The organism is Escherichia sp. 94.0001, from assembly GCF_013369155.2.
Classification (GTDB): Bacteria; Pseudomonadota; Gammaproteobacteria; order Enterobacterales; family Enterobacteriaceae; genus Escherichia; species Escherichia coli_F.
This window is the reverse complement of the sequence record NZ_JABWMS020000022.1, coordinates 18,729-44,520: the sequence shown is the minus strand read 5'-3', so window position 1 is coordinate 44,520 and position 25,792 is coordinate 18,729. Positions and strand designations below refer to the sequence as shown.

The window sequence follows — 25,792 nt, the reverse complement described above, 5'->3', positions numbered from 1 at the left end:
ACGATTTCCTTTCTTGTAGTAATGGGTCACTCTTTTTTCTCGCTTTCTTCCTCTTCCGGCACCGGTTTGCTGGCGGTTAACAGGAAGGGGGATTGCTGCCAGCGGGTGCGTTTACCCTGTAGCAGCGTGCGGGTCAGCACTACGCCGATTGCCAGCGAGAGCAACAACATCAGGCGTAAAATGTTAGTGGTGTTATCCACCTGTTGGGCTTCAGTGGCGAGCGTATGGGTGTCGAGCGTCAGGCGCAGATAGCCAAGCGGACCATTTTTCCCTGCAATGGGTTCGACAATCTGCTGGTTAAAATAGCCGCCCGCTTTTTTACCGTCGAGCGCCAGCCGGTCACGCACTTCGACGCTTTCGCCAGAACGGGCGATAAGATCGCCTTGTTCGTCATAGACGCCCGCGTCGAGGATGCGGCTTTCATCCGTTAACTGATCGAGGATCGCCTGAATACGTTTTTCATCCGGCGAGTCGGTACGCATCAGCGGCGCAACGTTCAGCGTCACCTGCCGCGCCAGGGTGCGGGCCAGTTCTTCCAGCTGCGGATTACGCTGTCGCTGGTGGTTTTGACTAAACCATGATGCCCCCTGCATCAGCGCCACTAACAAGGCAAGACAGAACAGGACAATCACTGCCCGATGCAGCCGGAATTTCAGTTTTGTGCGAGCCATCTTCCACCCTTTGAAAATTTGAGACTTAATGTTGCCAGAAGCAATGGATACAAGGTAGCCTCATGCGTTATTTTCCCTGCTTCGAACGATTTTACAGGAGCCTTAATGCCTAACATTACCTGGTGCGACCTGCCTGAAGATGTCTCTTTATGGCCTGGTCTGCCTCTTTCATTAAGTGGTGATGAAGTGATGCCACTGGATTACCACGCAGGTCGTAGCGGCTGGCTGCTGTATGGTCGTGGGCTGGATAAACAACGTCTGACTCAGTACCAGAGCAAACTGGGCGCAGCGATGGTGATTGTTGCCGCCTGGTGCGTGGAAGATTATCAGGTGATTCGTCTGGCAGGTTCACTTACCGCCCGGGCTACGCGCCTGGCCCATGAAGCACAACTGGATGTCGCCCCGCTGGGGAAAATCCCGCACCTGCGCACGCCGGGTTTGCTGGTGATGGACATGGACTCCACCGCCATCCAGATTGAATGTATCGATGAAATTGCCAAACTGGCCGGAACCGGCGAGATGGTGGCGGAAGTAACCGAGCGGGCGATGCGCGGCGAACTCGATTTTACCGCCAGCCTGCGCAGCCGCGTGGCGACGCTGAAAGGCGCTGACGCGAACATTCTGCAACAGGTGCGGGAAAATCTGCCGCTGATGCCAGGCTTAACGCAACTGGTACTCAAGCTGGAAACGCTGGGCTGGAAAGTGGCGATTGCCTCCGGCGGTTTTACCTTCTTTGCCGAATACCTGCGCGATAAGCTGCGCCTGACCGCCGTAGTAGCCAATGAACTGGAGATTATGGACGGTAAATTTACCGGTAATGTGATTGGCGACATTGTAGACGCTCAGTATAAAGCGAAAACCCTGACCCGCCTGGCGCAGGAGTATGAAATCCCGCTGGCGCAAACCGTGGCGATTGGCGATGGTGCCAACGACCTGCCGATGATCAAAGCGGCAGGTCTGGGGATTGCCTACCATGCCAAGCCAAAAGTGAATGAAAAGACGGAAGTCACCATCCGTCACGCTGACCTGATGGGGGTATTCTGCATCCTCTCTGGCAGCCTGAATCAGAAGTAATTGTCCGCCCGTCATCCTGCGGGCGGCACAGCATTAACGAGGTACACCGTGGCAAAAGCTCCAAAACGCGCCTTTGTTTGTAATGAATGCGGGGCCGATTATCCGCGCTGGCAGGGGCAGTGCAGCGCCTGCCATGCCTGGAACACCATCACCGAGGTGCGTCTTGCTGCGTCGCCAACGGTGGCGCGTAACGAGCGTCTCAGTGGCTATGCCGGTAGCGCCGGGGTGGCAAAAGTCCAGAAACTTTCCGATATCAGCCTTGAGGAGTTGCCGCGTTTTTCAACCGGATTTAAAGAGTTCGACCGCGTATTAGGTGGTGGGGTGGTGCCGGGAAGCGCCATTCTGATTGGCGGTAATCCAGGCGCAGGGAAATCCACGCTGCTACTGCAAACGCTGTGCAAACTGGCCCAGCAGATGAAAACGCTGTATGTCACCGGCGAAGAGTCGCTGCAACAGGTGGCAATGCGCGCTCATCGCCTCGGCCTGCCGACTGACAATCTCAATATGTTGTCGGAAACCAGCATCGAACAGATCTGCCTGATTGCCGAAGAAGAGCAACCGAAGCTGATGGTTATTGACTCCATCCAGGTGATGCATATGGCGGATGTACAATCATCACCTGGCAGCGTGGCGCAGGTGCGTGAAACGGCGGCTTATCTGACGCGCTTCGCCAAAACGCGTGGCGTGGCGATTGTCATGGTGGGGCACGTAACCAAAGATGGTTCGCTGGCAGGCCCTAAAGTGCTGGAACACTGTATCGACTGCTCGGTGCTTCTGGACGGCGATGCCGATTCCCGTTTCCGCACCTTACGCAGCCATAAAAACCGTTTCGGCGCGGTGAATGAGCTGGGCGTCTTCGCGATGACTGAACAGGGACTGCGTGAAGTTAGCAACCCTTCCGCCATCTTCTTAAGCCGCGGCGATGAAGTGACCTCCGGCAGCTCAGTGATGGTGGTGTGGGAAGGAACGCGTCCGCTGCTGGTGGAGATCCAGGCGCTGGTCGATCACTCGATGATGGCGAATCCACGCCGCGTCGCAGTAGGGCTGGAGCAAAACCGTTTGGCGATCCTGCTGGCGGTGCTGCACCGTCACGGTGGGTTGCAAATGGCCGATCAGGATGTATTTGTGAATGTGGTCGGCGGCGTGAAGGTGACGGAAACCAGTGCCGATTTAGCGTTACTACTGGCGATGGTTTCCAGCCTGCGCGACAGACCGCTACCGCAGGATCTGGTGGTGTTTGGTGAAGTCGGGCTGGCAGGGGAGATCCGCCCGGTGCCCAGCGGCCAGGAACGAATCTCTGAAGCGGCGAAACATGGTTTTCGGCGGGCGATTGTTCCGGCAGCCAACGTGCCGAAAAAAGCGCCGGAAGGGATGCAGATTTTTGGCGTTAAAAAACTCTCCGACGCGCTTAGCGTGTTCGACGACTTATAATGAGAGATAGGGAGGGAGATATGTCGTCATTTGATTATCTGAAAACTGCCATCAAGCAACAGGGCTGTACGCTACAGCAGGTGGCTGATGCCAGCGGTATGACCAAAGGGTATTTAAGCCAGTTACTGAATGCCAAAATTAAAAGCCCCAGCGCGCAAAAGCTGGAGGCGTTGCACCGTTATTTGGGACTTGAATTTCCCCGGCAGAAGAAAACTATTGGTGTTGTATTCGGTAAGTTTTACCCGCTGCATACCGGACATATCTACCTTATCCAGCGTGCCTGTAGTCAGGTTGACGAACTGCATATCATTATGGGCTTTGACGATACCCGCGACCGCGCGTTGTTCGAAGATAGCGCCATGTCGCAGCAGCCCACGGTGCCGGATCGTCTGCGCTGGTTATTGCAAACTTTTAAATATCAGAAAAATATTCGCATTCATGCTTTCAACGAAGAGGGCATGGAGCCGTATCCGCATGGCTGGGATGTGTGGAGCAACGGCATCAAAAAGTTTATGGCTGAAAAAGGGATCCAGCCGGATCTGATCTACACCTCGGAAGAAGCCGATGCGCCGCAGTATATGGAACATCTGGGGATCGAAACGGTGTTGGTCGATCCGAAACGCACCTTTATGAGTATCAGCGGTGCGCAGATCCGCGAAAACCCGTTCCGCTACTGGGAATATATTCCCACCGAAGTGAAGCCGTTCTTTGTGCGCACCGTGGCGATCCTCGGCGGCGAATCGAGCGGTAAATCCACCCTGGTAAACAAACTTGCCAATATCTTCAACACTACCAGTGCATGGGAATATGGTCGCGATTATGTCTTTTCGCATCTTGGCGGCGATGAGATTGCATTGCAGTATTCCGACTACGATAAAATCGCGCTTGGACACGCTCAATATATTGATTTTGCAGTAAAATATGCCAATAAAGTGGCGTTTATCGACACCGATTTTGTGACAACTCAGGCGTTCTGCAAAAAGTACGAAGGGCGCGAGCATCCGTTCGTACAGGCGCTGATCGATGAATACCGTTTTGATCTGGTGATTCTGCTGGAGAACAACACGCCGTGGGTGGCGGATGGTTTACGCAGTCTCGGCAGTTCGGTGGATCGCAAAGAGTTCCAGAACTTGCTGGTGGAGATGCTGGAAGAGAACAATATCGAATTTGTTCGGGTTGAAGAGGACGATTACGATAGCCGTTTCCTGCGCTGCGTGGAGCTGGTGCGGGAGATGATGGGGGAGCAGGGATAATCATCTTTATAAGATGTTGAGTGATATTACTGATTCAAAAGTGTACTTAGTACTCCATTTTGGTGTACAATGTACCTGCCAGGGAGGGGTAATGGGCAAGGCGATAATATTTATAGAGACGCCAATGTTTACGCGTCAGATCAAGCAGATTGCAACCGATGATGAATTAAAGGAATTGCAAAAAGAACTCATCGGAACTCCCGATAAAGGTGATCTCATTCAGCAGACTGGTGGATTGCGTAAAGTCCGAATGGCTGCGGGTTCACAGGGAAAAAGTGGTAGTGTCAGAATAATTTACTTTCTGGCGACGGAAGAGATTATTTATTTGATTATGGCCTATCCGAAGAATGCCAAAGACAGTCTGACAGATACGGAAAAAGCTCAACTAAAGAAGTTGACGAAACTGCTCAAAGGTGAGGTATAAAATGAGTTTTTTTGATGAGTTGAAAACCTCTCTGGAAGAGGCTGTCGAGATTAAACAAGGTTTAAAAGAACCTGCACGGGTGACCCGCTACGAAATTGCGGATGTTAAAGCTATTCGTGAGCAACTCAACGTTTCGCAAAGTGAGATGGCAAAAGCTCTGGGAACCAGTGTGGATACCATTAAAAGCTGGGAATCGAAGCGAAGAAATCCTACGGGATTGGCTGCAAAAGTACTTGCCACAATTAAAGAAAATCCTGCCTTTTTCCGGGAACTTGCCTCCCATTAATCATTTAACTATTACCGGATGCGATGCTGGCGCGCCGCATCCGGCATTTTACGCATTACTTCGCAATACGCTTGTACTTGATACGCTTCGGCTCCAGCGCGTCTGCGCCCAGCGTGCGTTTCTTGTACTCTTCGTACTCGGTAAAGTTACCTTCAAAGAACTCAACTTTACCTTCATCCTGGTAATCCAGAATGTGTGTGGCGATACGGTCGAGGAACCAACGGTCGTGCGAGATAACCATCGCGCAGCCCGGGAACTCCAGCAGGGCGTTTTCCAGCGCGCGCAGGGTTTCGATATCCAGATCGTTGGTTGGTTCGTCGAGCAGCAGCATGTTGCCGCCAACCTGCAGCAGCTTCGCCAGATGCAGACGACCACGCTCACCACCGGAGAGTTCACCAACGCGTTTACCCTGATCAACCCCTTTAAAGTTAAAGCGGCCAACGTAGGCGCGGCTTGGCATCTCGGTGTTACCGATCTTCATGATATCCAGCCCGCCGGAAACTTCTTCCCAAACGGTTTTGCTGTTATCCATTGAGTCACGGAACTGATCGACAGATGCCAGTTTCACCGTTTCACCTAAAGTGATGGTGCCACTGTCTGGCTGTTCCTGACCAGAGATCATACGGAACAGGGTTGATTTACCCGCGCCGTTCGGACCGATGATCCCGACGATCGCCCCTTTCGGGATCGAGAAGCTCAGATCATCAATCAGCAGACGATCGCCGTAAGATTTACGCAGGTTGCTGACTTCCAGCACTTTATCGCCCAGACGCGGTCCAGGTGGAATAAACAGTTCGTTGGTTTCGTTACGTTTCTGATATTCGGTGCTGTTCAGCTCTTCAAAGCGCGCCAGACGTGCTTTACCTTTCGACTGACGGCCTTTAGTTCCCTGACGTACCCACTCCAGCTCTTTCTCGATCGACTTACGACGCGCTGCTTCTTGTGAAGCTTCCTGCGCCAGACGCTGATCTTTCTGCTCCAGCCAGGAGGAGTAGTTACCTTCCCACGGAATACCTTCACCGCGGTCAAGTTCGAGGATCCAGCCTGCAACGTTATCGAGGAAGTAACGGTCGTGGGTAATCGCAACCACGGTGCCCTCGAAGTCGTGCAGGAAGCGTTCCAGCCACGCTACGGATTCGGCATCCAGGTGGTTGGTCGGTTCGTCGAGCAGCAGCATGTCTGGTTTTTCCAACAGCAGGCGGCACAACGCCACACGACGACGCTCACCACCGGAAAGGTTAGCGATTTTCGCGTCCCAGTCCGGCAGACGCAGCGCATCCGCCGCACGCTCCAGCTGAACGTTCAGGTTGTGACCGTCGTGAGCCTGAATGATCTCTTCCAGACGGCCTTGTTCAGCGGCCAGCTTGTCAAAATCGGCATCCGGATCGGCGTACAGCGCATACACTTCATCCAGACGTTTCAGAGCGTTAACCACTTCAGAAACCGCTTCTTCAATGGACTCACGCACGGTGTGTTCCGGGTTCAGCTGAGGTTCCTGCGGCAGGTAACCAATCTTGATGTCTGGCTGCGGACGCGCTTCACCTTCGATGTCTTTATCAATGCCCGCCATAATGCGCAGCAGGGTAGACTTACCCGCGCCGTTCAGACCCAGGACACCAATTTTTGCCCCAGGGAAGAAACTCAGAGAGATGTTTTTCAAAATATGACGTTTCGGCGGAACAACTTTGCCGACACGATGCATGGTATAAACGAATTGAGCCACGTTGGACTTCGCCTCTATGTTTATCGTGATGATGAGTTTTCAAAGGCGAAGTGTAGCCTGTTTCCTTATCTAATCCCAGCCGGTCGATCACCCTCGCAGTAAAAGTAAAAAAGTGTCCGTAACGTGGCGTAAACGGCAATGACTGGTTAGCATAAATCTATTACGCGGCATGACGCTGCATTGATGTATTGACACTTAGAGGATGCGCTTGTGGAAAAAGCCAAACACGTTACCTGGCGGCTGTTGGCTGTCGGTGTCTGTCTGCTGACGGTCAGCAGCGTGGCGCGAGCCGACTCACTGGATGAGCAGCGTAGCCGTTACGCGCAAATTAAGCAGGCCTGGGATAATCGACAAATGGATGTGGTCGAACAAATGATGCCTGGACTGAAGGATTATCCGCTTTATCCCTACCTGGAATACCGCCAGATCACCGATGACCTGATGAATCAACCGGCGGTGACGGTCACTAACTTTGTTCGCGCTAACCCCACGCTTCCTCCCGCTCGCACGCTGCAATCTCGTTTCGTCAATGAACTGGCGCGGCGTGAAGACTGGCGTGGCTTGTTAGCCTTTAGCCCGGAAAAGCCCGGAACTACCGAAGCGCAATGTAATTACTACTATGCGAAATGGAACACCGGGCAGAGTGAAGAAGCCTGGCAAGGGGCGAAAGAGCTGTGGCTAACCGGCAAGAGCCAGCCTAACGCCTGTGACAAGTTATTTAGCGTCTGGCGTGCGTCAGGTAAACAAGATCCGCTGGCGTATTTAGAGCGTATCCGTCTGGCGATGAAAGCAGGTAACACAGGTCTGGTAACAGTGCTGGCAGGGCAGATGCCTGCCGATTACCAGACTATCGCCTCGGCGATTATTTCTCTGGCGAACAACCCTAATACGGTACTGACCTTCGCGCGTACAACCGGTGCGACCGATTTTACCCGTCAAATGGCGGCGGTGGCGTTTGCCAGCGTGGCGCGGCAGGATGCTGAAAATGCACGGCTGATGATTCCATCGCTTGCTCAGGCACAGCAGCTTAATGAAGATCAGATTCAGGAACTGCGCGATATCGTCGCCTGGCGTTTGATGGGCAACGATGTCACCGACGAGCAGGCGAAATGGCGCGATGACGCCATTATGCGCTCGCAATCCACCTCGTTGATTGAACGCCGAGTACGGATGGCGCTTGGCACTGGCGATCGGCGTGGCCTGAATACCTGGCTGGCGCGTTTGCCGATGGAAGCGAAAGAGAAAGATGAATGGCGTTACTGGCAGGCCGATTTATTGCTGGAACGCGGACGCGAAGCTGAAGCGAAAGAGATTCTGCATCAACTCATGCAACAGCGTGGTTTCTACCCGATGGTTGCTGCACAGCGCATCGGCGAAGAGTATGAGCTGAAGATTGATAAAGCGCCGCAGAATGTTGACAGCACCCTGACTCAGGGGCCGGAGATGGCGCGCGTGCGCGAGTTGATGTACTGGAATCTCGATAACACCGCGCGTAGCGAGTGGGCCAATCTGGTGAAGAGCAAGTCAAAAACAGAGCAGGCACAGCTGGCACGGTATGCTTTCAACAACCAATGGTGGGATCTCAGCGTTCAGGCGACGATCGCCGGGAAGTTGTGGGATCATCTGGAAGAACGATTCCCGCTGGCCTACAACGATTTTTTCAAACGTTACACCAGCGGTAAGGAGATCCCGCAAAGCTATGCGATGGCGATTGCCCGTCAGGAGAGCGCCTGGAATCCGAAAGTGAAGTCACCGGTAGGGGCCAGCGGGCTGATGCAGATTATGCCTGGTACGGCGACCCATACGGTGAAGATGTTCTCTATTCCTGGCTACAGCAGCCCTGGGCAATTGCTGGATCCGGAAACGAACATCAACATCGGCACCAGTTACCTGCAATATGTTTATCAGCAGTTTGGCAATAACCGTATTTTCGCCTCAGCAGCTTATAACGCCGGACCTGGACGAGTGCGCACCTGGCTCGGCAACAGCGCTGGTCGTATCGACGCAGTGGCATTTGTCGAGAGTATTCCGTTCTCCGAGACGCGCGGTTATGTGAAGAACGTGCTGGCTTATGACGCTTACTACCGCTATTTCATGGGGGATAAACCAACGTTGATGAGCGCCATGGAATGGGGACGTCGTTACTGATCCGCACGTTTATGATATGCTATCGTACTCTTTAGCGAGTACAACCGGGGGAGGCATTTTGCTTCCCCCGCTAACAATGGCGACATATTATGGCCCAACAATCACCCTATTCAGCAGCGATGGCAGAACAGCGTCACCAGGAGTGGTTACGTTTTGTCGACCTGCTTAAGAATGCCTACCAAAACGATCTCCATTTACCGTTGTTAAACCTGATGCTGACGCCAGATGAGCGCGAAGCGTTGGGGACTCGCGTGCGTATTGTCGAAGAGCTGTTGCGCGGCGAAATGAGCCAGCGTGAGTTGAAAAATGAACTCGGCGCGGGCATCGCGACGATTACGCGTGGATCTAACAGTCTGAAAGCCGCGCCTGTCGAGCTGCGCCAGTGGCTGGAAGAGGTGTTGCTGAAAGATCACTGATACACGGCATTATGAAACGGACTCAGCGCCAGGATCACCGCCTGGTGATAGACGCTGGCGCGAGTGAGCTTCCCGGCGGTAAATACGCCGATTGCACCTTCTTTACGGCCAATTTCATCAATGCCGGTATAACGCGACATCACAGGGCCGAGCGCCTCGCCTTCACGCACTTTCTCCAGAATCACCTCAGGCAACGGCAAAGTTGCCGAACGCGCTTCGCCACGCTGGCTGGCGTTTTCAATCACCACCCAACTGAAGGTGCTGTCACCATCAATGCCAGCTTCAATCGCCACCCAAAAATCAGCCTCTGGATGTAAACAGCGAGCATTTGCCACCCGATTTCGTGCGCCAGCGCGCGTTTCCTCACTACCAAAGGGCTGTTCCGGTACACCGCTCTCGACGGCAACGGATGCAATATGGCAGGATCCTTCGCCGAAGATCTCGTGAAATGCCTGCAGAATGGCCTGAATTTTAGCGGGATTGGTGGTCGCACAGACAACTTGGTGCATAATCAGCATTACTCAGAAAATTAACGTTACAGCAGTATACGGAAAAAAAGCATGTTACAGGTATACCTAGTCCGCCACGGTGAAACCCAGTGGAACGCCGAGCGACGTATTCAGGGCCAGTCTGATAGCCCGCTGACTGCCAAAGGTGAGCAACAGGCGATGCAGGTGGCGACCCGTGCCAAAGAGCTTGGCATTACGCATATCATCAGTAGCGATTTAGGGCGCACCCGCCGCACGGCGGAAATCATCGCCCAGGCCTGCGGCTGTGATATTCTCCTTGATCCTCGTCTGCGTGAATTAAATATGGGTGTACTGGAAACAAGAAATATCGATTCACTCACCGAAGAAGAAGAAAACTGGCGTCGCCAACTGGTCAATGGCACTGTCGACGGACGTATTCCTGAAGGCGAGTCTATGCAGGAGCTCAGCGATCGTGTCAATGCGGCACTGGAATCTTGTCGGGAATTACCGCAGGGAAGCCGACCGCTGCTGGTGAGCCACGGTATTGCACTGGGATGCCTGGTGAGTACGATTCTCGGATTACCAGCATGGGCAGAGCGTCGCTTACGTCTGCGTAACTGTTCTATTTCGCGCGTGGATTATCAGGAAAGCTTGTGGCTGGCGTCTGGCTGGGTGGTTGAAACCGCAGGGGACATCTCGCATCTGGACGCCCCTGCATTAGATGAGCTGCAGCGTTAACGACGGATCGGAATCAGCAGTTCACAGCGCAGATTAATTGGGCGATCTCCCGCTTTGGCATCTTCTGCCGGGTAGTATCGCTCAATATCCTGACCTTTACGGCGCGTCAGGTTAAGCATTGGCATGCACGTTCCGTATACCGTCAGGATAAACTCCTGCACGCCTGTTCCCAGACCTTCATAGGTAAACATCACATATTCACCGCCTTGCAGCATCACAGGATGCCCGGTCAATACATAGCCATCTGCCTGATCCTGGGCTAATGCGGTGGTATAGAACACCTCTTGCTCGTCGTCTTTATCCTGGCTCGGACGCGTTTCATTCAGGCCGTAGAGCACAGGCGGAATGGTCGGCGCGTTGCCAAGAAAATCGTGCCAGAACTGATAACGCATTTCATGGCGGAAATCAGAGATTTGTTCCAGCGAACAGGAGTAACTCTGGGTAACACCAATCAGCGGCGTATCTTCCAGGGTGACAAATTTGTGCTCTGGCATGGTGAATTCACCCAGACGCAGCGGCGGGCGAATACCAAAGGCGCTCCATTCAGGAGAACGGCGGTAAAGAGCAGGAGTTTGGGCAAACTGCTTCTTGAATGCGCGAGTAAATGTCTGTTGAGAGTCGAAGCGGTATTGCAGCGCGATATCCAGAATTGGACGCGCAGTCAGGCGTAGTGCGACCGCCGATTTCGACAAACGACGAGCACGAATATACGCGCCAATAGCATGACCAGTGACATCTTTAAACATTCTCTGTAAGTGCCACTTGGAATAACCTGCTTTCGCCGCTACATTGTCGAGCGACAGGGGCTGATCCAGATGACCTTCCAGCCAGATTAAAAGGTCGCGAATAATGCCGGCCTGATCCATAAAATATCCTCATCCTTTCAACAACGAGCACCTGACATCAGGTAATTGGATAATAGCATTTTTTGCTGTTTTAGCATTCAGTGTTTTTTTCTTAGTCGAGTATGTTTTAGGTCTTGACGGAAATAAAAGTATTGAGATTTTGTTCTTAATCAATATGTTATTTATCGTGGTGAACTAATTGCTCATGTCATAGATAAAAATGGTAACAATATGAAATACAAGCATTTGATTCTGTCTTTAAGCCTGATAATGCTGGGGCCGTTGGCTCATGCAGAAGAGATTGGTTCGGTCGACACTGTATTTAAAATGATCGGCCCTGATCACAAAATTGTTGTGGAAGCCTTTGACGATCCCGATGTGAAAAATGTCACCTGCTATGTGAGCCGGGCGAAAACCGGCGGTATTAAAGGGGGATTGGGCCTGGCGGAAGATACTTCCGATGCGGCTATTTCTTGTCAGCAAGTCGGGCCGATTGAACTGTCAGATCGCATTAAAAACGGCAAAGCTCAGGGCGAGGTAGTATTCAAAAAACGCACGTCGTTGGTCTTTAAGTCGTTACAGGTCGTGCGCTTTTATGACGCCAAACGCAACGCGCTCGCTTATCTGGCTTACTCCGACAAAGTCGTAGAAGGTTCGCCGAAAAACGCGATTAGCGCGGTTCCTGTCATGCCGTGGCGGCAATAACAGAGGCGATTTATGCAACGGGAAACGGTCTGGTTAGTGGAAGATGAGCAAGGGATAGCCGACACGCTAGTCTACATGTTGCAACAGGAAGGTTTTGCCGTCGAGGTCTTTGAGCGAGGCTTGCCGGTGCTGGATAAAGCTCGCCAGCAGGTTCCCGATGTCATGATTCTCGATGTTGGTTTGCCTGATATCAGCGGCTTTGAATTGTGCCGCCAGTTACTGGCGCTCCATCCGGCGTTACCTGTACTGTTCCTGACGGCCCGAAGTGAAGAGGTCGATCGCCTGCTTGGGCTGGAAATTGGCGCTGACGACTACGTGGCTAAACCGTTTTCACCTCGCGAAGTGTGCGCCAGAGTGCGCACCTTACTGCGTCGGGTGAGGAAGTTCTCGACGCCGTCTCCCGTTATCCGTATTGGTCATTTTGAATTGAATGAACCTGCGGCGCAGATCAGCTGGTTTGACACGCCATTAACGCTGACGCGGTATGAGTTTTTGCTGCTGAAAACATTACTCAAGTCGCCGGGCCGCGTCTGGTCCCGCCAGCAACTGATGGATAGCGTGTGGGAAGATGCGCAGGACACCTACGATCGCACCGTCGATACCCACATTAAAACGCTGCGTGCCAAGCTGCGCGCCATTAACCCCGATCTTTCCCCGATTAATACTCATCGCGGCATGGGATATAGCCTGAGGGGACTGTAATGCGTATCGGCATGAGGTTGTTGCTGGGCTATTTTTTACTGGTGGCAGTGGCGGCCTGGTTCGTACTGGCAATTTTTGTCAAAGAAGTTAAACCGGGCGTGCGAAGAGCAACGGAGGGGACGTTGATCGACACCGCAACGTTGCTGGCGGAGCTGGCGCGTCCCGATTTGCTCTCTGGGGACCCAACGCATGGGCAACTGGCGCAGGCGTTTAATCAGCTACAACATCGCCCGTTTCGCGCCAATATCGGTGGCATTCACAAAGTGCGCAATGAATATCATGTCTACATGACTGATGCGCAGGGCAAAGTATTGTTCGATTCGGCAAATAAAGCCGTTGGACAGGATTACTCGCGCTGGAATGACGTCTGGCTAACGTTGCGTGGTCAGTATGGTGCGCGCAGCACGTTGCAAAATCCTGACGATCCCGAAAGTTCTGTGATGTATGTTGCCGCGCCAATTATGGACGGCTCGCGGCTTATTGGCGTTTTGAGCGTAGGCAAACCGAACGCGGCGATGGCTCCGGTCATTAAGCGCAGCGAGCGGCGAATTTTATGGGCCAGCGCCATTTTGTTGGGGATTGCACTGGTGATTGGCGCAGGCATGGTTTGGTGGATCAACCGCTCCATTGCCCGGCTCACTCGCTATGCTGATTCTGTCACTGACAATAAGCCCGTTCCTCTCCCCGATCTCGGTAGTAGCGAGCTGCGTAAACTCGCGCAGGCGCTGGAAAGTATGCGCGTGAAGCTGGAAGGGAAAAACTATATTGAGCAGTATGTTTATGCGTTAACTCATGAGCTAAAAAGCCCACTGGCGGCGATTCGTGGTGCGGCGGAAATTTTACGCGAAGGTCCGCCGCCGGAAGTGGTGGCTCGTTTTACTGACAACATTCTGACACAAAATGCGCGAATGCAGGCGCTGGTGGAAACGTTACTACGCCAGGCAAGACTGGAGAATCGTCAGGAAGTCGTTCTGACTGCTGTTGATGTGGCGGCATTATTTCGCCGCATCAGCGAAGCGCGCACCGTGCAGTTGGCGGAAAAAAACATCACTCTACATGTTATGCCCACCGAGGTTAACGTTGCTGCTGAATCGGCGTTACTGGAGCAGGCGCTGGGGAATTTATTGGATAACGCCATCGATTTTACCCCCGAGGGCGGTAGCATAACGCTAAGCGCTGAAGTGGATCATGAACACGTTACGCTTAAGGTGCTGGATACCGGTAGTGGTATTCCTGACTACGCCCTGTCGCGTGTTTTTGAGCGCTTTTACTCTTTGCCGCGTGCGAATGGGCAAAAAAGTAGTGGTCTGGGGTTGGCGTTCGTCAGTGAGGTTGCTCGTTTGCTTAATGGCGAAGTCACACTGTGCAACGTGCCACAAGGCGGTGTGCTGGCTTCGCTTCGACTTCACCGTCACTTCACATAGCTTCAAATTCTTCCCACATAGCCTTTGTAACCTGCGGCCATTGCAAAGGAGAAGACTATGTTGAAATCCCCCCTGTTCTGGAAAATGACCACCCTGTTTGCTGCAGTATTGCTGTTGTTGATTCCGATAATGCTGATTCGGCAGGTGATTGTCGAACGTGCCGATTACCGTAGCGATGTGGAAGATGCGATTCGCCAAAGTACCAGCGGGCCGCAAAAACTCGTTGGGCCGCTCATCGCTATTCCTGTGACCGAGCTTTATACGGTGCAGGAAGAGGATAAAACCGTGGAGCGGAAACGAAGTTTTATCCATTTTTGGTTACCTGAGTCATTGATGGTTGATGGCAATCAGAACGTGGAAGAACGCAAGATTGGGATTTATACCGGTCAGGTCTGGCATAGTGATTTAACGCTAAAAGCCGATTTTGATGTTTCGCGTCTTAGCGAACTCAATGCGCCAAATATCACCTTAGGCAAGCCATTTATTGTGATTGGCGTCGGGGATGCGCGCGGTATTGGTATGGTGAAAGCACCTGACGTTAACGGAACGGCGCTGACCATTGAACCCGGTACCGGGTTAGATCAAGGCGGGCAGGGCGTGCATATCCCTTTACCCGAAGGGGACTGGCGGAAGCAGAACCTGAAGCTGAATATGGCGCTGAATTTAAGCGGTACCGGCAATCTTTCTGTGGTGCCTGCCGGGCGTAATAGCGAAATGACCTTAACCAGCAACTGGCCGCATCCCAGTTTTTTAGGTGATTTTCTGCCAGCCAAACGGGAAGTTAGTGAGTCAGGTTTTCAGGCGCAATGGCAAAGCAGCTGGTTTGCTAATAATCTCGGTGAGCGTTTTGCTTCAGGCAATGATACCGGCTGGGAAAACTTCCCCGCGTTTAGCGTCGCAGTGACGACGCCAGCCGATCAATACCAATTAACGGACCGTGCGACTAAGTACGCCATTCTGCTGATTGCACTGACTTTTATGGCGTTCTTTGTTTTTGAAACGCTCACCGCGCAACGTTTACACCCAATGCAATATTTGCTGGTGGGGCTTTCATTGGTGATGTTTTATTTGCTCTTGCTGGCGCTTTCTGAACATACCGGTTTTACCGTGGCATGGATAATCGCCAGTCTGATTGGGGCGTTAATGAACGGTATTTATTTGCAGGCGGTATTGAAAGGCTGGCGCAATAGCATGTTGTTTACCCTTGCGCTGTTGTTGCTGGATGGTGTGATGTGGGGACTGCTCAACTCTGCCGATAGCGCGCTGTTGTTGGGAACCAGTGTGCTGGTGGTGGCGCTGGCCGGCATGATGTTTGTGACCCGTAATATCGACTGGTATGCGTTTTCACTGCCGAAAATGAAAGCCAGTAAAGAAGTTACAACGGACGATGAGTTACGTATCTGGAAATAAGGTTGAAAAATAAAAACGGCGCTAAAAAGCGCCGTTTTTTTGACGGTGGTAAAGCCGATTAATCTTCCAGATCACCGCAGAAGCGATAACCTTCACCGTGAATGGTGGCGATGATTTCCGGCGTATCCGGCGTAGATTCGAAATGTTTACGAATACGGCGGATCGTCACGTCTACAGTACGGTCGTGCGGTTTCAGCTCACGGCCGGTCATTTTCTTCAGCAGTTCAGCACGGGACTGAATTTTGCCTGGGTTTTCACAGAAGTGAAGCATGGCGCGGAACTCGCTGCGCGGCAGCTTGTACTGCTCGCCATCAGGGCCGATCAGCGAACGGCTGTTGATGTCCAGTTCCCAACCATTGAACTTGTAGCTTTCAACGCTACGACGTTCTTCGCTGACAGTACCCAGATTCATGGTACGAGACAGCAGGTTGCGTGCACGAATAGTCAGTTCACGCGGGTTGAACGGTTTGGTGATGTAATCATCTGCACCGATTTCGAGGCCGAGAATTTTATCGACTTCGTTGTCACGGCCAGTCAGGAACATCAACGCAACATTCGCCTGCTCGCGCAGTTCACGCGCTAACAGAAGACCGTTCTTACCCGGCAGATTGATATCCATGATCACCAGGTTGATGTCATATTCAGAGAGGATCTGATGCATTTCCGCGCCATCTGTCGCTTCGAAAACATCATAGCCTTCCGCTTCGAAAATACTTTTCAACGTGTTGCGTGTTACCAACTCGTCTTCAACGATAAGAATGTGCGGGGTCTGCATGTTTGCTACCTAAATTGCCAACTAAATCGAAACAGGAAGTACAAAAGTCCCTGACCTGCCTGATGCATGCTGCAAATTAACATGATCGGCGTAACATGACTAAAGTACGTAATTGCGTTCTTGATGCACTTTCCATCAACGTCAACAACATCATTAGCTTGGTCGTGGGTACTTTCCCTCAGGACCCGACAGTGTCAAAAACGGCTGTCATCCTAACCATTTTAACAGCAACATAACAGGCTAAGAGGGGCCGGACACCCAATAAAACTACGCTTCGTTGACATATATCAAGTTCAATTGTAGCACGTTAACAGTTTGATGAAATCATCGTATCTAAATGCTAGCTTTCGTCACATTATTTTAATAATCCAACTAGTTGCATCATACAACTAATAAACGTGGTGAATCCAATTGTCGAGATTTATTTTTTATAAAATTATCCTAAGTAAACAGAAGGATATGTAGCATTTTTTAACAATTCAACCATTAGTATAGTCAGGAAATAGTTTAGCCTTTTTTAAGTTAAGTGAAGGGCTTTTTCTGCGACTTACGTTAAGGGTTTGTAAATTCGATCCGCGTAATAAGTTGACAATGATCACCCTGTGCGCGGTTATTAGGTCAAGAAGAGTGGCAATATGCGTATAACGATTATTCTGGTCGCACCCGCCAGAGCAGAAAATATTGGGGCAGCGGCGCGGGCAATGAAAACGATGGGGTTTAGCGAGCTGCGAATTGTCGATAGTCAGGCACACCTGGAGCCAGCTACCCGCTGGGTTGCACATGGATCTGGTGATATTATTGATAATATTAAAGTTTTCCCAACTCTGGCTGAATCGTTACACGATGTCGACTTCACTGTCGCCACCACTGCACGCAGTCGGGCGAAATATCATTACTACGCCACGCCGGTGGAACTGGTGCCGCTGTTAGAGGAAAAATCTTCATGGATGAGCCATGCCGCGCTGGTGTTTGGTCGCGAAGATTCCGGGCTGACTAACGAAGAGTTAGCCTTGGCTGACGTTCTTACTGGTGTGCCGATGGTGGCAGATTATCCTTCGCTGAATCTGGGGCAGGCGGTGATGGTTTATTGCTATCAATTAGCAACATTAATACAACAACCGGCCAAAAGTGACACAACGGCAGACCAACATCAACTGCAAGCTTTACGCGAACGAGCCATGTCATTGCTGACGACCCTGGCAGTGGCAGATGACACAAAACTGGTCGACTGGTTACAACAACGGCTGGGGCTTTTAGAGCAACGAGACACGGCAATGTTGCATCGTTTGCTGCATGATATTGAAAAAAATATCACCAAATAAAAAACGCCTTAGTAAGTATTTTTCAGCTTTTCATTCTGACTGCAACGGGCAATATGTCTCTGTGTGGATTAAAAAAAGTGTCTCTGACAGCAGCTTCTGAACTGGTTACCTGCCGTGAGTAAATTAAAATTTTATTGACTTAGGTCACTAAATACTTTAACCAATATAGGCATAGCGCACAGACAGATAAAAATTACAGAGTACACAACATCCATGAAACGCATTAGCACCACCATTACCACCACCATCACCATTACCACAGGTAACGGTGCGGGCTGACGCGTACAGGAAACACAGAAAAAAGCCCGCACCTGACAGTGCGGGCTTTTTTTTCGACCAAAGGTAACGAGGTAACAACCATGCGAGTGTTGAAGTTCGGCGGTACATCAGTGGCAAATGCAGAACGTTTTCTGCGGGTTGCCGATATTCTGGAAAGCAATGCCAGGCAGGGGCAGGTGGCCACCGTCCTCTCTGCCCCCGCCAAAATCACCAACCACCTGGTGGCGATGATTGAAAAAACCATTAGCGGCCAGGATGCTTTACCCAATATCAGCGATGCCGAACGTATTTTTGCCGAACTTCTGACGGGACTCGCCGCCGCTCAGCCGGGATTCCCGCTGGCGCAGCTGAAAACTTTCGTCGACCAGGAATTTGCCCAAATTAAACATGTCCTGCATGGTATTAGTTTGTTAGGGCAGTGCCCGGATAGCATCAACGCGGCACTGATTTGCCGTGGCGAGAAAATGTCGATCGCCATTATGGCCGGCGTGTTAGAAGCGCGTGGTCACAACGTTACCGTAATCGATCCGGTCGAAAAACTGCTGGCAGTCGGTCATTACCTCGAATCTACCGTCGATATTGCTGAGTCCACCCGCCGTATTGCGGCAAGCCGCATTCCGGCTGACCACATGGTGCTGATGGCAGGTTTCACCGCCGGTAATGAAAAAGGCGAACTGGTGGTGCTTGGACGTAACGGTTCCGACTACTCCGCCGCGGTACTGGCTGCCTGTTTACGCGCCGATTGTTGCGAGATCTGGACGGACGTTGACGGGGTCTATACCTGCGACCCGCGTCAGGTGCCCGATGCGAGGTTGTTGAAGTCGATGTCCTACCAGGAAGCGATGGAGCTTTCCTACTTCGGCGCTAAAGTTCTTCACCCCCGCACCATTACCCCTATCGCCCAGTTCCAAATCCCTTGCCTGATTAAAAACACCGGAAATCCTCAAGCACCAGGTACGCTCATTGGCGCCAGCCGTGATGAAGACGAATTACCAGTCAAGGGCATTTCCAATCTGAATAACATGGCAATGTTTAGCGTTTCCGGTCCGGGAATGAAAGGGATGGTCGGCATGGCGGCGCGCGTCTTTGCAGCGATGTCACGCGCTCGCATTTCAGTGGTGCTGATTACGCAATCGTCTTCTGAATACAGTATCAGTTTCTGCGTTCCACAAAGCGACTGTGTGCGAGCTGAACGGGCGATGCAGGAAGAGTTCTATCTTGAACTGAAGGAAGGCTTGCTGGAGCCGCTGGCGGTGACGGAACGGCTAGCCATTATCTCGGTGGTAGGTGATGGTATGCGCACCTTGCGTGGGATCTCGGCGAAATTCTTTGCCGCGCTGGCCCGCGCCAATATCAACATTGTCGCCATTGCTCAGGGATCTTCTGAACGCTCAATCTCTGTCGTGGTAAATAACGATGATGCGACCACTGGCGTGCGCGTTACCCACCAGATGCTGTTCAATACCGATCAGGTTATCGAAGTGTTTGTGATTGGCGTCGGTGGTGTTGGCGGTGCGCTGCTGGAGCAACTGAAGCGCCAGCAAAGCTGGCTGAAGAATAAACATATCGACTTACGTGTCTGCGGCGTTGCCAACTCAAAGGCTCTGCTCACCAATGTGCATGGCCTTAATCTGGAGAACTGGCAGGAAGAACTGGCGCAAGCCAAAGAGCCGTTTAACCTCGGGCGCTTAATTCGCCTGGTGAAAGAATATCATTTGCTGAATCCGGTGATTGTCGACTGTACCTCCAGCCAGGCGGTGGCGGATCAGTATGCTGACTTCCTGCGCGAAGGTTTCCACGTGGTTACGCCAAACAAAAAGGCCAACACCTCGTCGATGGATTACTACCATCAGTTGCGTTATGCGGCGGAAAAATCGCGGCGTAAATTCCTCTATGACACTAACGTTGGGGCTGGATTACCGGTTATTGAGAACCTGCAAAATCTGCTCAACGCAGGTGATGAATTAATGAAGTTCTCCGGCATTCTTTCCGGTTCGCTTTCTTATATCTTCGGCAAGTTAGACGAAGGCATGAGTTTCTCCGAGGCGACCACGCTGGCGCGGGAAATGGGTTATACCGAACCGGACCCGCGAGATGATCTTTCTGGTATGGATGTGGCGCGTAAGCTATTGATTCTCGCCCGTGAAACGGGACGTGAACTGGAACTGGCGGATATTGAAATTGAACCTGTGCTGCCCGCAGAGTTTAACGCAGAGGGTGATGTTGCAGCTTTTATGGCGAATCTGTCACAGCTCGACGATCTCTTTGCCGCACGCGTGGCGAAGGCTCGTGATGAGGGCAAAGTTTTGCGCTATGTTGGCAATATTGATGAAGACGGCATCTGCCGCGTGAAGATTGCCGAAGTGGATGGCAATGATCCGCTGTTCAAAGTGAAAAATGGCGAAAACGCCCTGGCCTTCTATAGCCACTATTATCAGCCGCTGCCGTTGGTTCTGCGCGGATATGGCGCGGGCAATGACGTTACAGCTGCTGGTGTCTTTGCCGATCTGCTACGTACCCTCTCATGGAAGTTAGGAGTCTGACATGGTTAAAGTTTATGCCCCGGCTTCCAGTGCCAATATGAGCGTCGGGTTTGATGTGCTCGGGGCGGCGGTGACACCTGTTGATGGTGCATTGCTCGGAGATGTAGTCACGGTTGAGGCGGCAGAGACATTCAGTCTCAACAACCTTGGACGCTTTGCCGATAAGCTGCCGTCAGAACCAAGGGAAAATATCGTTTATCAGTGCTGGGAGCGTTTTTGCCAGGAGCTGGGCAAGCAAATTCCAGTGGCAATGACGCTGGAAAAGAATATGCCGATCGGCTCGGGCTTAGGCTCCAGTGCCTGTTCGGTGGTCGCGGCGCTGATGGCGATGAATGAACACTGCGGCAAGCCGCTTAATGACACTCGTTTGCTGGCTTTGATGGGCGAGCTGGAAGGGCGTATCTCCGGCAGCATTCATTACGACAACGTGGCACCGTGTTTTCTTGGTGGTATGCAGTTGATGATCGAAGAAAACGACATCATCAGCCAGCAAGTGCCAGGGTTTGATGAGTGGCTGTGGGTGCTGGCATATCCGGGGATTAAAGTCTCGACGGCAGAAGCCAGGGCGATTTTACCGGCGCAGTATCGCCGCCAGGATTGCATTGCGCACGGGCGACATCTGGCAGGCTTCATTCACGCCTGCTATTCCCGTCAGCCTGAGCTTGCCGCGAAGCTGATGAAAGATGTTATCGCTGAACCCTACCGTGAACGGTTACTGCCAGGCTTCCGGCAGGCGCGGCAGGCGGTCGCGGAAATCGGCGCGGTAGCGAGCGGTATCTCTGGCTCCGGGCCGACCTTGTTCGCTCTGTGTGACAAGCCGGATACCGCCCAGCGCGTTGCCGACTGGTTGGGTAAGAACTACCTGCAAAATCAGGAAGGTTTTGTTCATATTTGCCGGCTGGATACGGCAGGCGCACGAGTACTGGAAAACTAAATGAAACTCTACAATCTGAAAGATCACAACGAACAGGTCAGCTTTGCGCAAGCCGTAACTCAGGGGTTGGGCAAAAATCAGGGGCTGTTTTTTCCGCACGACCTGCCGGAATTCAGCCTGACTGAAATTGATGAGATGCTGAAACTGGATTTTGTCACCCGCAGTGCGAAGATCCTCTCGGCGTTTATTGGTGATGAGATCCCGCAGGAAATACTGGAAGAGCGCGTGCGCGCGGCGTTTGCCTTCCCGGCTCCGGTCGCCAATGTTGAAAGCGATGTCGGTTGTCTGGAATTGTTTCATGGGCCAACACTGGCATTTAAAGATTTCGGCGGTCGCTTTATGGCACAAATGCTGACCCATATTGCGGGCGATAAGCCAGTGACCATTCTGACCGCGACCTCCGGTGATACTGGAGCGGCAGTGGCTCATGCTTTCTACGGTTTACCGAATGTGAAAGTGGTTATCCTCTATCCAAGAGGCAAAATCAGTCCACTGCAAGAAAAACTGTTCTGTACATTGGGCGGCAATATTGAAACTGTTGCCATCGACGGCGATTTCGATGCCTGTCAGGCGCTGGTGAAGCAGGCGTTTGATGATGAAGAACTGAAAGTGGCGCTGGGGCTAAACTCTGCTAACTCCATTAACATCAGCCGTTTGCTGGCGCAGATTTGCTACTACTTTGAAGCTGTTGCGCAGCTGCCGCAGGAAGCGCGCAACCAGCTGGTTGTCTCGGTGCCGAGCGGTAACTTCGGCGATTTGACTGCGGGCCTGCTGGCGAAATCTCTTGGCCTGCCGGTGAAGCGTTTTATCGCTGCCACTAACGTGAACGATACAGTGCCGCGTTTCCTGCACGACGGGCAGTGGTCCCCTAAAGCGACTCAGGCGACGTTATCCAACGCGATGGACGTGAGTCAACCGAACAACTGGCCGCGTGTGGAAGAGTTGTTCCGCCGCAAAATCTGGCAACTGAAAGAGCTGGGTTATGCAGCCGTAGATGATGAAACCACGCAACAGACAATGCGTGAGTTAAAAGCGCTGGGCTATACCTCGGAGCCGCACGCTGCCGTAGCTTATCGTGCGCTGCGTGACCAGTTGCATCCAGGCGAATATGGCTTGTTCCTCGGCACCGCGCATCCGGCGAAATTTAAAGAGAGCGTGGAAGCGATTCTCGGTGAAACATTGGATCTGCCAAAAGAGCTGGCAGAACGTGCTGATTTACCCTTGCTTTCGCATAATCTGCCCGCCGATTTTGCTGCGTTGCGTAAATTGATGATGAATCATCAGTAACATCTATTCATTATCTCAATCAGGCCGGGTTTGCTTTTATACAGCCCGGCTTTTTTATGAAGAAAATATGGAGAAAAACGACAGGAAAAAAGGAGAAATTCTCAATAAATGCGGTAACTTAGAGATTAGGATTGCGGAGAATAACAACCGCCGTTCTCATCGCGTAATCTCCGGATATCGACCCATAACGGGCAATGATAAAAGGAGTAACCTGTGAAAAAGATGCAATCTATCGTACTCGCACTTTCCCTGGTTCTGGTCGCTCCCATGGCAGCACAGGCTGCGGAAATTACGTTAGTCCCGTCAGTAAAATTACAGATAGGCGATCGTGATAATCGTGGCTATTACTGGGATGGCGGTCACTGGCGCGACCACGGCTGGTGGAAACAACATTATGAATGGCGAGGCAATCGCTGGCACCCACACGGACCGCCGCCACGTCATAACAAGCACCATGATCATCGTAATGACCACCGTGGCGATCATCGTCCGGGGCCGGACAAACATCATCGCTAAATATGAATGCCGGATTGCCATCCGGCATTTACTGCAAACTTAACGCTGCTCGTAGCGTTTAAACACCAGTTCGCCGTTGCTGGAGGAAGCTTCATCAAAGAAGTAACCTTCGCTATTAAAACCAGTCAGTTGCTCTGGTTTGGTCAGCCGATTTTCAATAATGAAACGACTCATCAGACCGCGTGCTTTCTTAGCGTAGAAGCTGATTATCTTAAATTTGCCGTTCTTCTCATCGAGGAACACTGGCTTGATAATCTCGGCATTCAATTTCTTCGGCTTCACCGATTTAAAATACTCATCTGACGCCAGATTAATCACCACATTATCGCCTTGTGCTGCGAGCGCCTCGTTCAGCTTGTTGGTGATGATATCTCCCCAGAATTGATACAGATCTTTCCCTCGGGCATTCTCAAGACGGATCCCCATTTCCAGACGATAAGGCTGCATTAAATCGAGCGGGCGCAGTACGCCATACAAGCCGGAAAGCATTCGCAAATGCTGTTGGGCAAAATCAAAATCGTCTTCGCTGAAGGTTTCGGCCTGCAAGCCAGTATAGACATCACCTTTAAATGCCAGAATCGCCTGTCGGGCATTCTCTGGCGTGAAATCTGGCTGCCAGTCATGAAAGCGAGCGGCGTTGATACCCGCCAGTTTGTCGCTGATGCGCATCAGCGTGCTAATCTGCGGAGGCGTCAGTTTCCGCGCTTCATGGATCAGCTGCTGGGAGTTGTCTAACAGCTCCGGCAGCGTATAGCGCGTGGTGGGCAACGGGCTTTGGTAATCGAGCGTTTTCGCAGGTGAAATAAGAATCAGCATATCCAGTCCTTGCGGGAAATTTATGCCGACTTTAGCAAAAAAAGAGAATGAGTTGATCGATAGTTGTGATTACTCCTGCGAAACATCATCCCACGCGTCCGGAGAAAGCTGGCGACCAATATCCGGATAACGCAACGGATCAAACACCGGGCGCACGCCGAGTTTACGCTGGCGTAGATAATCACTGGCAATGGTATGAACCACAGGCGAGAGCAGTAATATGGCGGTCAAATTGGTAATAGCCATGCAGGCCATTATGATATCTGCCAGTTGCCACATCAGCGGAAGACTTAGCAAGGTGCCGCCGATGACCGTTGCGAAGGTGCAGATTCGCAGACACCAGATCGCTTTAGGGTTGTTCAGGCGTAAGAAGAAGAGATTGTTTTCGGCATAAATGTAGTTGGCAACGATGGAGCTGAAGGCAAACAGAATAACCACGAGGGTAACAAACTCCGCACCCCAGGAGCCCATTAGCACCCGCATCGCCTTCTGGATAAGCTGAATACCTTCCAGCGGCATGTAGGTTGTGCCGTTACCCGCCAGTAATATCAGCATGGCGCTTGCCGTACAGATGACCAGGGTGTCGATAAAAATGCCAATCATCTGGACAATCCCTTGCGCTGCGGGATGCGGAGGCCAGGACGCAGCTGCCGCTGCCGCGTTTGGCGTCGACCCCATTCCCGCCTCATTGGAAAACATACTGCGCTGAAAACCGTTAGTAATCGCCTGGCTTAAGGTATATCCCGCCGCGCCGCCTGCCGCTTCCTGCCAGCCAAAAGCACTCTCAAAAATAGACCAAATGACGTGGGGAAGTTGCCCGATATTCATTACGCAAATCACCAGACTGGTCAGTACCCAGATTAACGCCATCAACGGGACAAACCACTGCATGAGCTGGGCGACGCCATGAAGACCGCGAGTGATTGCCAGCAGAGCAAAGACAGCGAGAATAATACCTGTCACCAGCGGAGGGAAATCGAAAGAAAAACTCAGAGCGCGGGCAACGGCGTTCGCCTGAACTCCGCTGAAAATTATGCCGTAGGCGATGAGTAAAAAGAGGGCGAACAGAACGCCCATCCAGCGCATCCCCAGTCCTCGCGCCATATACCATGCTGGCCCGCCGCGAAACTGCCCACTGACGTCACGTTCTTTATAAAGTTGTGCGAGGGAGCATTCAGCAAAAGAAGTCGCCATGCCAATAAACGCGGCAACCCACATCCAGAAGACGGCTCCAGGTCCACCGGCGGTAATTGCCAGTGCAACGCCAGCCAGGTTACCGCTACCCACGCGCGCCGCAAGACTGGTACACAATGACTGAAATGAGGTTAAACCGCCTGGCTGTGGATGAATGCTATTTTTAAGACTTTTGCCAAACTGGCGGATGTAGCGAAACTGCACAAAACCGGTGCGAAAAGTGAACCAACAACCTGCGCCGAAGAGCAGGTAAATCATTACCGAGCCCCAGAGGACGCTGTTAATAAAGGAAAAAAAATCTGGCATGCATATCCCTCTTATTGCCGGTCGCGATGACTTTCCTGTGTAAACGTTACCAATTGTTTAAGAAGTATATACGCTACGAGGTAGTTGATAACTTCTGCGT

Annotated in this window: 26 protein-coding genes and 1 other annotated feature; of the genes, 19 read left to right on the top strand and 7 right to left on the bottom strand. The window is 52.0% G+C overall.

The genetic code is table 11. The annotated features are described in order from the left end of the window. Nucleotides 1-26 precede the first annotated feature (26 nt). Complete coding sequence (locus HEN33_RS12700) at nucleotides 27-671, bottom strand: YtjB family periplasmic protein (protein ID WP_000124615.1); 645 nt, start codon at nucleotides 669-671, stop codon at nucleotides 27-29. Between the two features lie 105 nt (nucleotides 672-776). Between HEN33_RS12700 and serB the strand changes: the two genes are divergently transcribed. From serB to nadS, 5 genes are all read left to right on the top strand, one after another. Further along, nucleotides 777-1,745 carry a phosphoserine phosphatase gene (serB, locus tag HEN33_RS12695; RefSeq protein WP_001132956.1) on the top strand — a complete coding sequence of 323 codons (969 nt, stop codon included), beginning with the start codon at nucleotides 777-779 and terminating at the stop codon, nucleotides 1,743-1,745. Between the two features lie 48 nt (nucleotides 1,746-1,793). Next, a complete protein-coding gene (radA, locus tag HEN33_RS12690) occupies nucleotides 1,794-3,176 on the top strand; it encodes a DNA repair protein RadA (protein ID WP_001029698.1) in 1,383 nt (460 codons plus the stop codon). Between the two features lie 20 nt (nucleotides 3,177-3,196). Further along, the gene (nadR, locus tag HEN33_RS12685; protein ID WP_000093833.1) at nucleotides 3,197-4,429 is read left to right on the top strand and encodes a multifunctional transcriptional regulator/nicotinamide-nucleotide adenylyltransferase/ribosylnicotinamide kinase NadR; all 1,233 of its coding nucleotides are present in this window, start codon (nucleotides 3,197-3,199) and stop codon (nucleotides 4,427-4,429) included. Nucleotides 4,430-4,520: 91 nt separating this feature from the next. After that, nucleotides 4,521-4,853, top strand: coding sequence for a type II toxin-antitoxin system RelE/ParE family toxin (locus HEN33_RS12680; protein WP_000513551.1), 333 nt, complete (start codon nucleotides 4,521-4,523; stop codon nucleotides 4,851-4,853). A 1-nt stretch (nucleotide 4,854) separates the two neighbouring features. After that, a complete protein-coding gene (nadS, locus tag HEN33_RS12675) occupies nucleotides 4,855-5,139 on the top strand; it encodes a NadS family protein (protein WP_000007436.1) in 285 nt (94 codons plus the stop codon). A gap of 55 nt (nucleotides 5,140-5,194) precedes the next feature. Here nadS and ettA read toward each other — a convergent pair whose 3' ends face one another. Continuing rightward, on the bottom strand, nucleotides 5,195-6,862 hold the full coding sequence (gene ettA / locus HEN33_RS12670; protein ID WP_000046749.1) for an energy-dependent translational throttle protein EttA: 1,668 nt from the start codon (nucleotides 6,860-6,862) through the stop codon (nucleotides 5,195-5,197). A gap of 210 nt (nucleotides 6,863-7,072) precedes the next feature. Here ettA and sltY point away from each other — a divergent pair, with 210 nt between their 5' ends. Both sltY and trpR read left to right on the top strand, forming a co-directional pair. Continuing rightward, nucleotides 7,073-9,010 carry a murein transglycosylase gene (gene sltY / locus HEN33_RS12665; protein WP_176263841.1) on the top strand — a complete coding sequence of 646 codons (1,938 nt, stop codon included), beginning with the start codon at nucleotides 7,073-7,075 and terminating at the stop codon, nucleotides 9,008-9,010. Between the two features lie 89 nt (nucleotides 9,011-9,099). Next, on the top strand, nucleotides 9,100-9,426 hold the full coding sequence (gene trpR / locus HEN33_RS12660) for a trp operon repressor (protein ID WP_000068678.1): 327 nt from the start codon (nucleotides 9,100-9,102) through the stop codon (nucleotides 9,424-9,426). On the opposite strand, the gene yjjX is transcribed toward trpR, so the two are convergent. Further along, nucleotides 9,420-9,935, bottom strand: a complete 516-nt coding sequence (gene yjjX / locus HEN33_RS12655) for an inosine/xanthosine triphosphatase (RefSeq protein ID WP_022646480.1) — start codon at nucleotides 9,933-9,935, stop codon at nucleotides 9,420-9,422. The genes trpR and yjjX overlap by 7 nt on opposite strands. 51 nt (nucleotides 9,936-9,986) lie before the next feature. Between yjjX and gpmB the strand changes: the two genes are divergently transcribed. Then, entirely contained in the window at nucleotides 9,987-10,634 is a 648-nt protein-coding gene (gpmB, locus tag HEN33_RS12650) for a 2,3-diphosphoglycerate-dependent phosphoglycerate mutase GpmB (RefSeq protein WP_000942355.1), read from the top strand. Here the strand turns inward: gpmB and robA are convergent. Continuing rightward, on the bottom strand, nucleotides 10,631-11,500 hold the full coding sequence (robA, locus tag HEN33_RS12645; RefSeq protein ID WP_000371666.1) for an MDR efflux pump AcrAB transcriptional activator RobA: 870 nt from the start codon (nucleotides 11,498-11,500) through the stop codon (nucleotides 10,631-10,633). The two genes, gpmB and robA, sit on opposite strands and share 4 nt — an antisense overlap. Before the next feature lie 210 nt (nucleotides 11,501-11,710). On the opposite strand from robA, the gene creA reads away from it, so the two are divergent. Genes creA through creD form a run of 4 tightly spaced genes read left to right on the top strand, consistent with a single transcriptional unit; the run spans nucleotide 11,711 to nucleotide 15,720 of the window. Next, complete coding sequence (creA, locus tag HEN33_RS12640; protein WP_000875487.1) at nucleotides 11,711-12,184, top strand: protein CreA; 474 nt, start codon at nucleotides 11,711-11,713, stop codon at nucleotides 12,182-12,184. Between the two features lie 12 nt (nucleotides 12,185-12,196). Continuing rightward, on the top strand, nucleotides 12,197-12,886 hold the full coding sequence (gene creB / locus HEN33_RS12635) for a two-component system response regulator CreB (RefSeq protein WP_001188682.1): 690 nt from the start codon (nucleotides 12,197-12,199) through the stop codon (nucleotides 12,884-12,886). Then, nucleotides 12,886-14,310 carry a two-component system sensor histidine kinase CreC gene (gene creC, locus HEN33_RS12630; RefSeq protein WP_176263842.1) on the top strand — a complete coding sequence of 475 codons (1,425 nt, stop codon included), beginning with the start codon at nucleotides 12,886-12,888 and terminating at the stop codon, nucleotides 14,308-14,310. Before creB ends, creC begins: the two co-directional genes overlap by 1 nt. A gap of 57 nt (nucleotides 14,311-14,367) precedes the next feature. Beyond that, entirely contained in the window at nucleotides 14,368-15,720 is a 1,353-nt protein-coding gene (gene creD, locus HEN33_RS12625; protein ID WP_176263843.1) for a cell envelope integrity protein CreD, read from the top strand. A gap of 58 nt (nucleotides 15,721-15,778) precedes the next feature. Here creD and arcA read toward each other — a convergent pair whose 3' ends face one another. Continuing rightward, nucleotides 15,779-16,495 (bottom strand): two-component system response regulator ArcA, encoded by a 717-nt coding sequence (gene arcA, locus HEN33_RS12620; RefSeq protein ID WP_001194358.1) that lies wholly within the window; start codon nucleotides 16,493-16,495, stop codon nucleotides 15,779-15,781. A 95-nt stretch (nucleotides 16,496-16,590) separates the two neighbouring features. On the opposite strand from arcA, the gene yjjY reads away from it, so the two are divergent. From yjjY to HEN33_RS12585, 7 genes are all read left to right on the top strand, one after another. Then, on the top strand, nucleotides 16,591-16,731 hold the full coding sequence (yjjY, locus tag HEN33_RS12615) for a YjjY family protein (RefSeq protein WP_001303782.1): 141 nt from the start codon (nucleotides 16,591-16,593) through the stop codon (nucleotides 16,729-16,731). 399 nt (nucleotides 16,732-17,130) lie between these two features. Next, nucleotides 17,131-17,817 carry a tRNA/rRNA methyltransferase gene (locus HEN33_RS12610; protein WP_001223153.1) on the top strand — a complete coding sequence of 229 codons (687 nt, stop codon included), beginning with the start codon at nucleotides 17,131-17,133 and terminating at the stop codon, nucleotides 17,815-17,817. 213 nt (nucleotides 17,818-18,030) lie between these two features. After that, nucleotides 18,031-18,096, top strand: a complete 66-nt coding sequence (thrL, locus tag HEN33_RS12605; RefSeq protein ID WP_001386572.1) for a thr operon leader peptide — start codon at nucleotides 18,031-18,033, stop codon at nucleotides 18,094-18,096. After that, nucleotides 18,032-18,151, top strand: a sequence feature (Thr leader region). (Overlaps the previous gene by 65 nt.) Before the next feature lie 25 nt (nucleotides 18,152-18,176). Further along, nucleotides 18,177-20,639, top strand: a complete 2,463-nt coding sequence (gene thrA, locus HEN33_RS12600) for a bifunctional aspartate kinase/homoserine dehydrogenase I (RefSeq protein WP_001264706.1) — start codon at nucleotides 18,177-18,179, stop codon at nucleotides 20,637-20,639. A 1-nt stretch (nucleotide 20,640) separates the two neighbouring features. After that, complete coding sequence (gene thrB / locus HEN33_RS12595; protein WP_000241660.1) at nucleotides 20,641-21,573, top strand: homoserine kinase; 933 nt, start codon at nucleotides 20,641-20,643, stop codon at nucleotides 21,571-21,573. Continuing rightward, nucleotides 21,574-22,860, top strand: coding sequence for a threonine synthase (thrC, locus tag HEN33_RS12590; protein ID WP_000781057.1), 1,287 nt, complete (start codon nucleotides 21,574-21,576; stop codon nucleotides 22,858-22,860). Between the two features lie 213 nt (nucleotides 22,861-23,073). Next, a complete protein-coding gene (locus HEN33_RS12585; RefSeq protein ID WP_032183165.1) occupies nucleotides 23,074-23,376 on the top strand; it encodes a DUF2502 domain-containing protein in 303 nt (100 codons plus the stop codon). Nucleotides 23,377-23,415: 39 nt separating this feature from the next. On the opposite strand, the gene yaaA is transcribed toward HEN33_RS12585, so the two are convergent. Then, nucleotides 23,416-24,192 carry a peroxide stress protein YaaA gene (gene yaaA, locus HEN33_RS12580; RefSeq protein WP_000906178.1) on the bottom strand — a complete coding sequence of 259 codons (777 nt, stop codon included), beginning with the start codon at nucleotides 24,190-24,192 and terminating at the stop codon, nucleotides 23,416-23,418. A gap of 69 nt (nucleotides 24,193-24,261) precedes the next feature. After that, entirely contained in the window at nucleotides 24,262-25,692 is a 1,431-nt protein-coding gene (locus tag HEN33_RS12575; protein WP_105288085.1) for an alanine/glycine:cation symporter family protein, read from the bottom strand. Nucleotides 25,693-25,792: the final 100 nt, after the last annotated feature.

Coding starts and splice junctions, on each gene's coding strand:
- HEN33_RS12700 (WP_000124615.1), bottom strand. CDS start 671: ATGGCTCGCACAAAACTGAAATTCCGGCTGCATCGGGCAGTGATTGTC.
- serB (WP_001132956.1), top strand. CDS start 777: ATGCCTAACATTACCTGGTGCGACCTGCCTGAAGATGTCTCTTTATGG.
- nadR (WP_000093833.1), top strand. CDS start 3,197: ATGTCGTCATTTGATTATCTGAAAACTGCCATCAAGCAACAGGGCTGT.
- HEN33_RS12680 (WP_000513551.1), top strand. CDS start 4,521: ATGGGCAAGGCGATAATATTTATAGAGACGCCAATGTTTACGCGTCAG.
- nadS (WP_000007436.1), top strand. CDS start 4,855: ATGAGTTTTTTTGATGAGTTGAAAACCTCTCTGGAAGAGGCTGTCGAG.
- trpR (WP_000068678.1), top strand. CDS start 9,100: ATGGCCCAACAATCACCCTATTCAGCAGCGATGGCAGAACAGCGTCAC.
- yjjX (WP_022646480.1), bottom strand. CDS start 9,935: ATGCACCAAGTTGTCTGTGCGACCACCAATCCCGCTAAAATTCAGGCC.
- gpmB (WP_000942355.1), top strand. CDS start 9,987: ATGTTACAGGTATACCTAGTCCGCCACGGTGAAACCCAGTGGAACGCC.
- robA (WP_000371666.1), bottom strand. CDS start 11,500: ATGGATCAGGCCGGCATTATTCGCGACCTTTTAATCTGGCTGGAAGGT.
- creA (WP_000875487.1), top strand. CDS start 11,711: ATGAAATACAAGCATTTGATTCTGTCTTTAAGCCTGATAATGCTGGGG.
- creB (WP_001188682.1), top strand. CDS start 12,197: ATGCAACGGGAAACGGTCTGGTTAGTGGAAGATGAGCAAGGGATAGCC.
- creC (WP_176263842.1), top strand. CDS start 12,886: ATGCGTATCGGCATGAGGTTGTTGCTGGGCTATTTTTTACTGGTGGCA.
- creD (WP_176263843.1), top strand. CDS start 14,368: ATGTTGAAATCCCCCCTGTTCTGGAAAATGACCACCCTGTTTGCTGCA.
- arcA (WP_001194358.1), bottom strand. CDS start 16,495: ATGCAGACCCCGCACATTCTTATCGTTGAAGACGAGTTGGTAACACGC.
- yjjY (WP_001303782.1), top strand. CDS start 16,591: ATGACTAAAGTACGTAATTGCGTTCTTGATGCACTTTCCATCAACGTC.
- HEN33_RS12610 (WP_001223153.1), top strand. CDS start 17,131: ATGCGTATAACGATTATTCTGGTCGCACCCGCCAGAGCAGAAAATATT.
- thrA (WP_001264706.1), top strand. CDS start 18,177: ATGCGAGTGTTGAAGTTCGGCGGTACATCAGTGGCAAATGCAGAACGT.
- thrB (WP_000241660.1), top strand. CDS start 20,641: ATGGTTAAAGTTTATGCCCCGGCTTCCAGTGCCAATATGAGCGTCGGG.
- thrC (WP_000781057.1), top strand. CDS start 21,574: ATGAAACTCTACAATCTGAAAGATCACAACGAACAGGTCAGCTTTGCG.
- yaaA (WP_000906178.1), bottom strand. CDS start 24,192: ATGCTGATTCTTATTTCACCTGCGAAAACGCTCGATTACCAAAGCCCG.
- HEN33_RS12575 (WP_105288085.1), bottom strand. CDS start 25,692: ATGCCAGATTTTTTTTCCTTTATTAACAGCGTCCTCTGGGGCTCGGTA.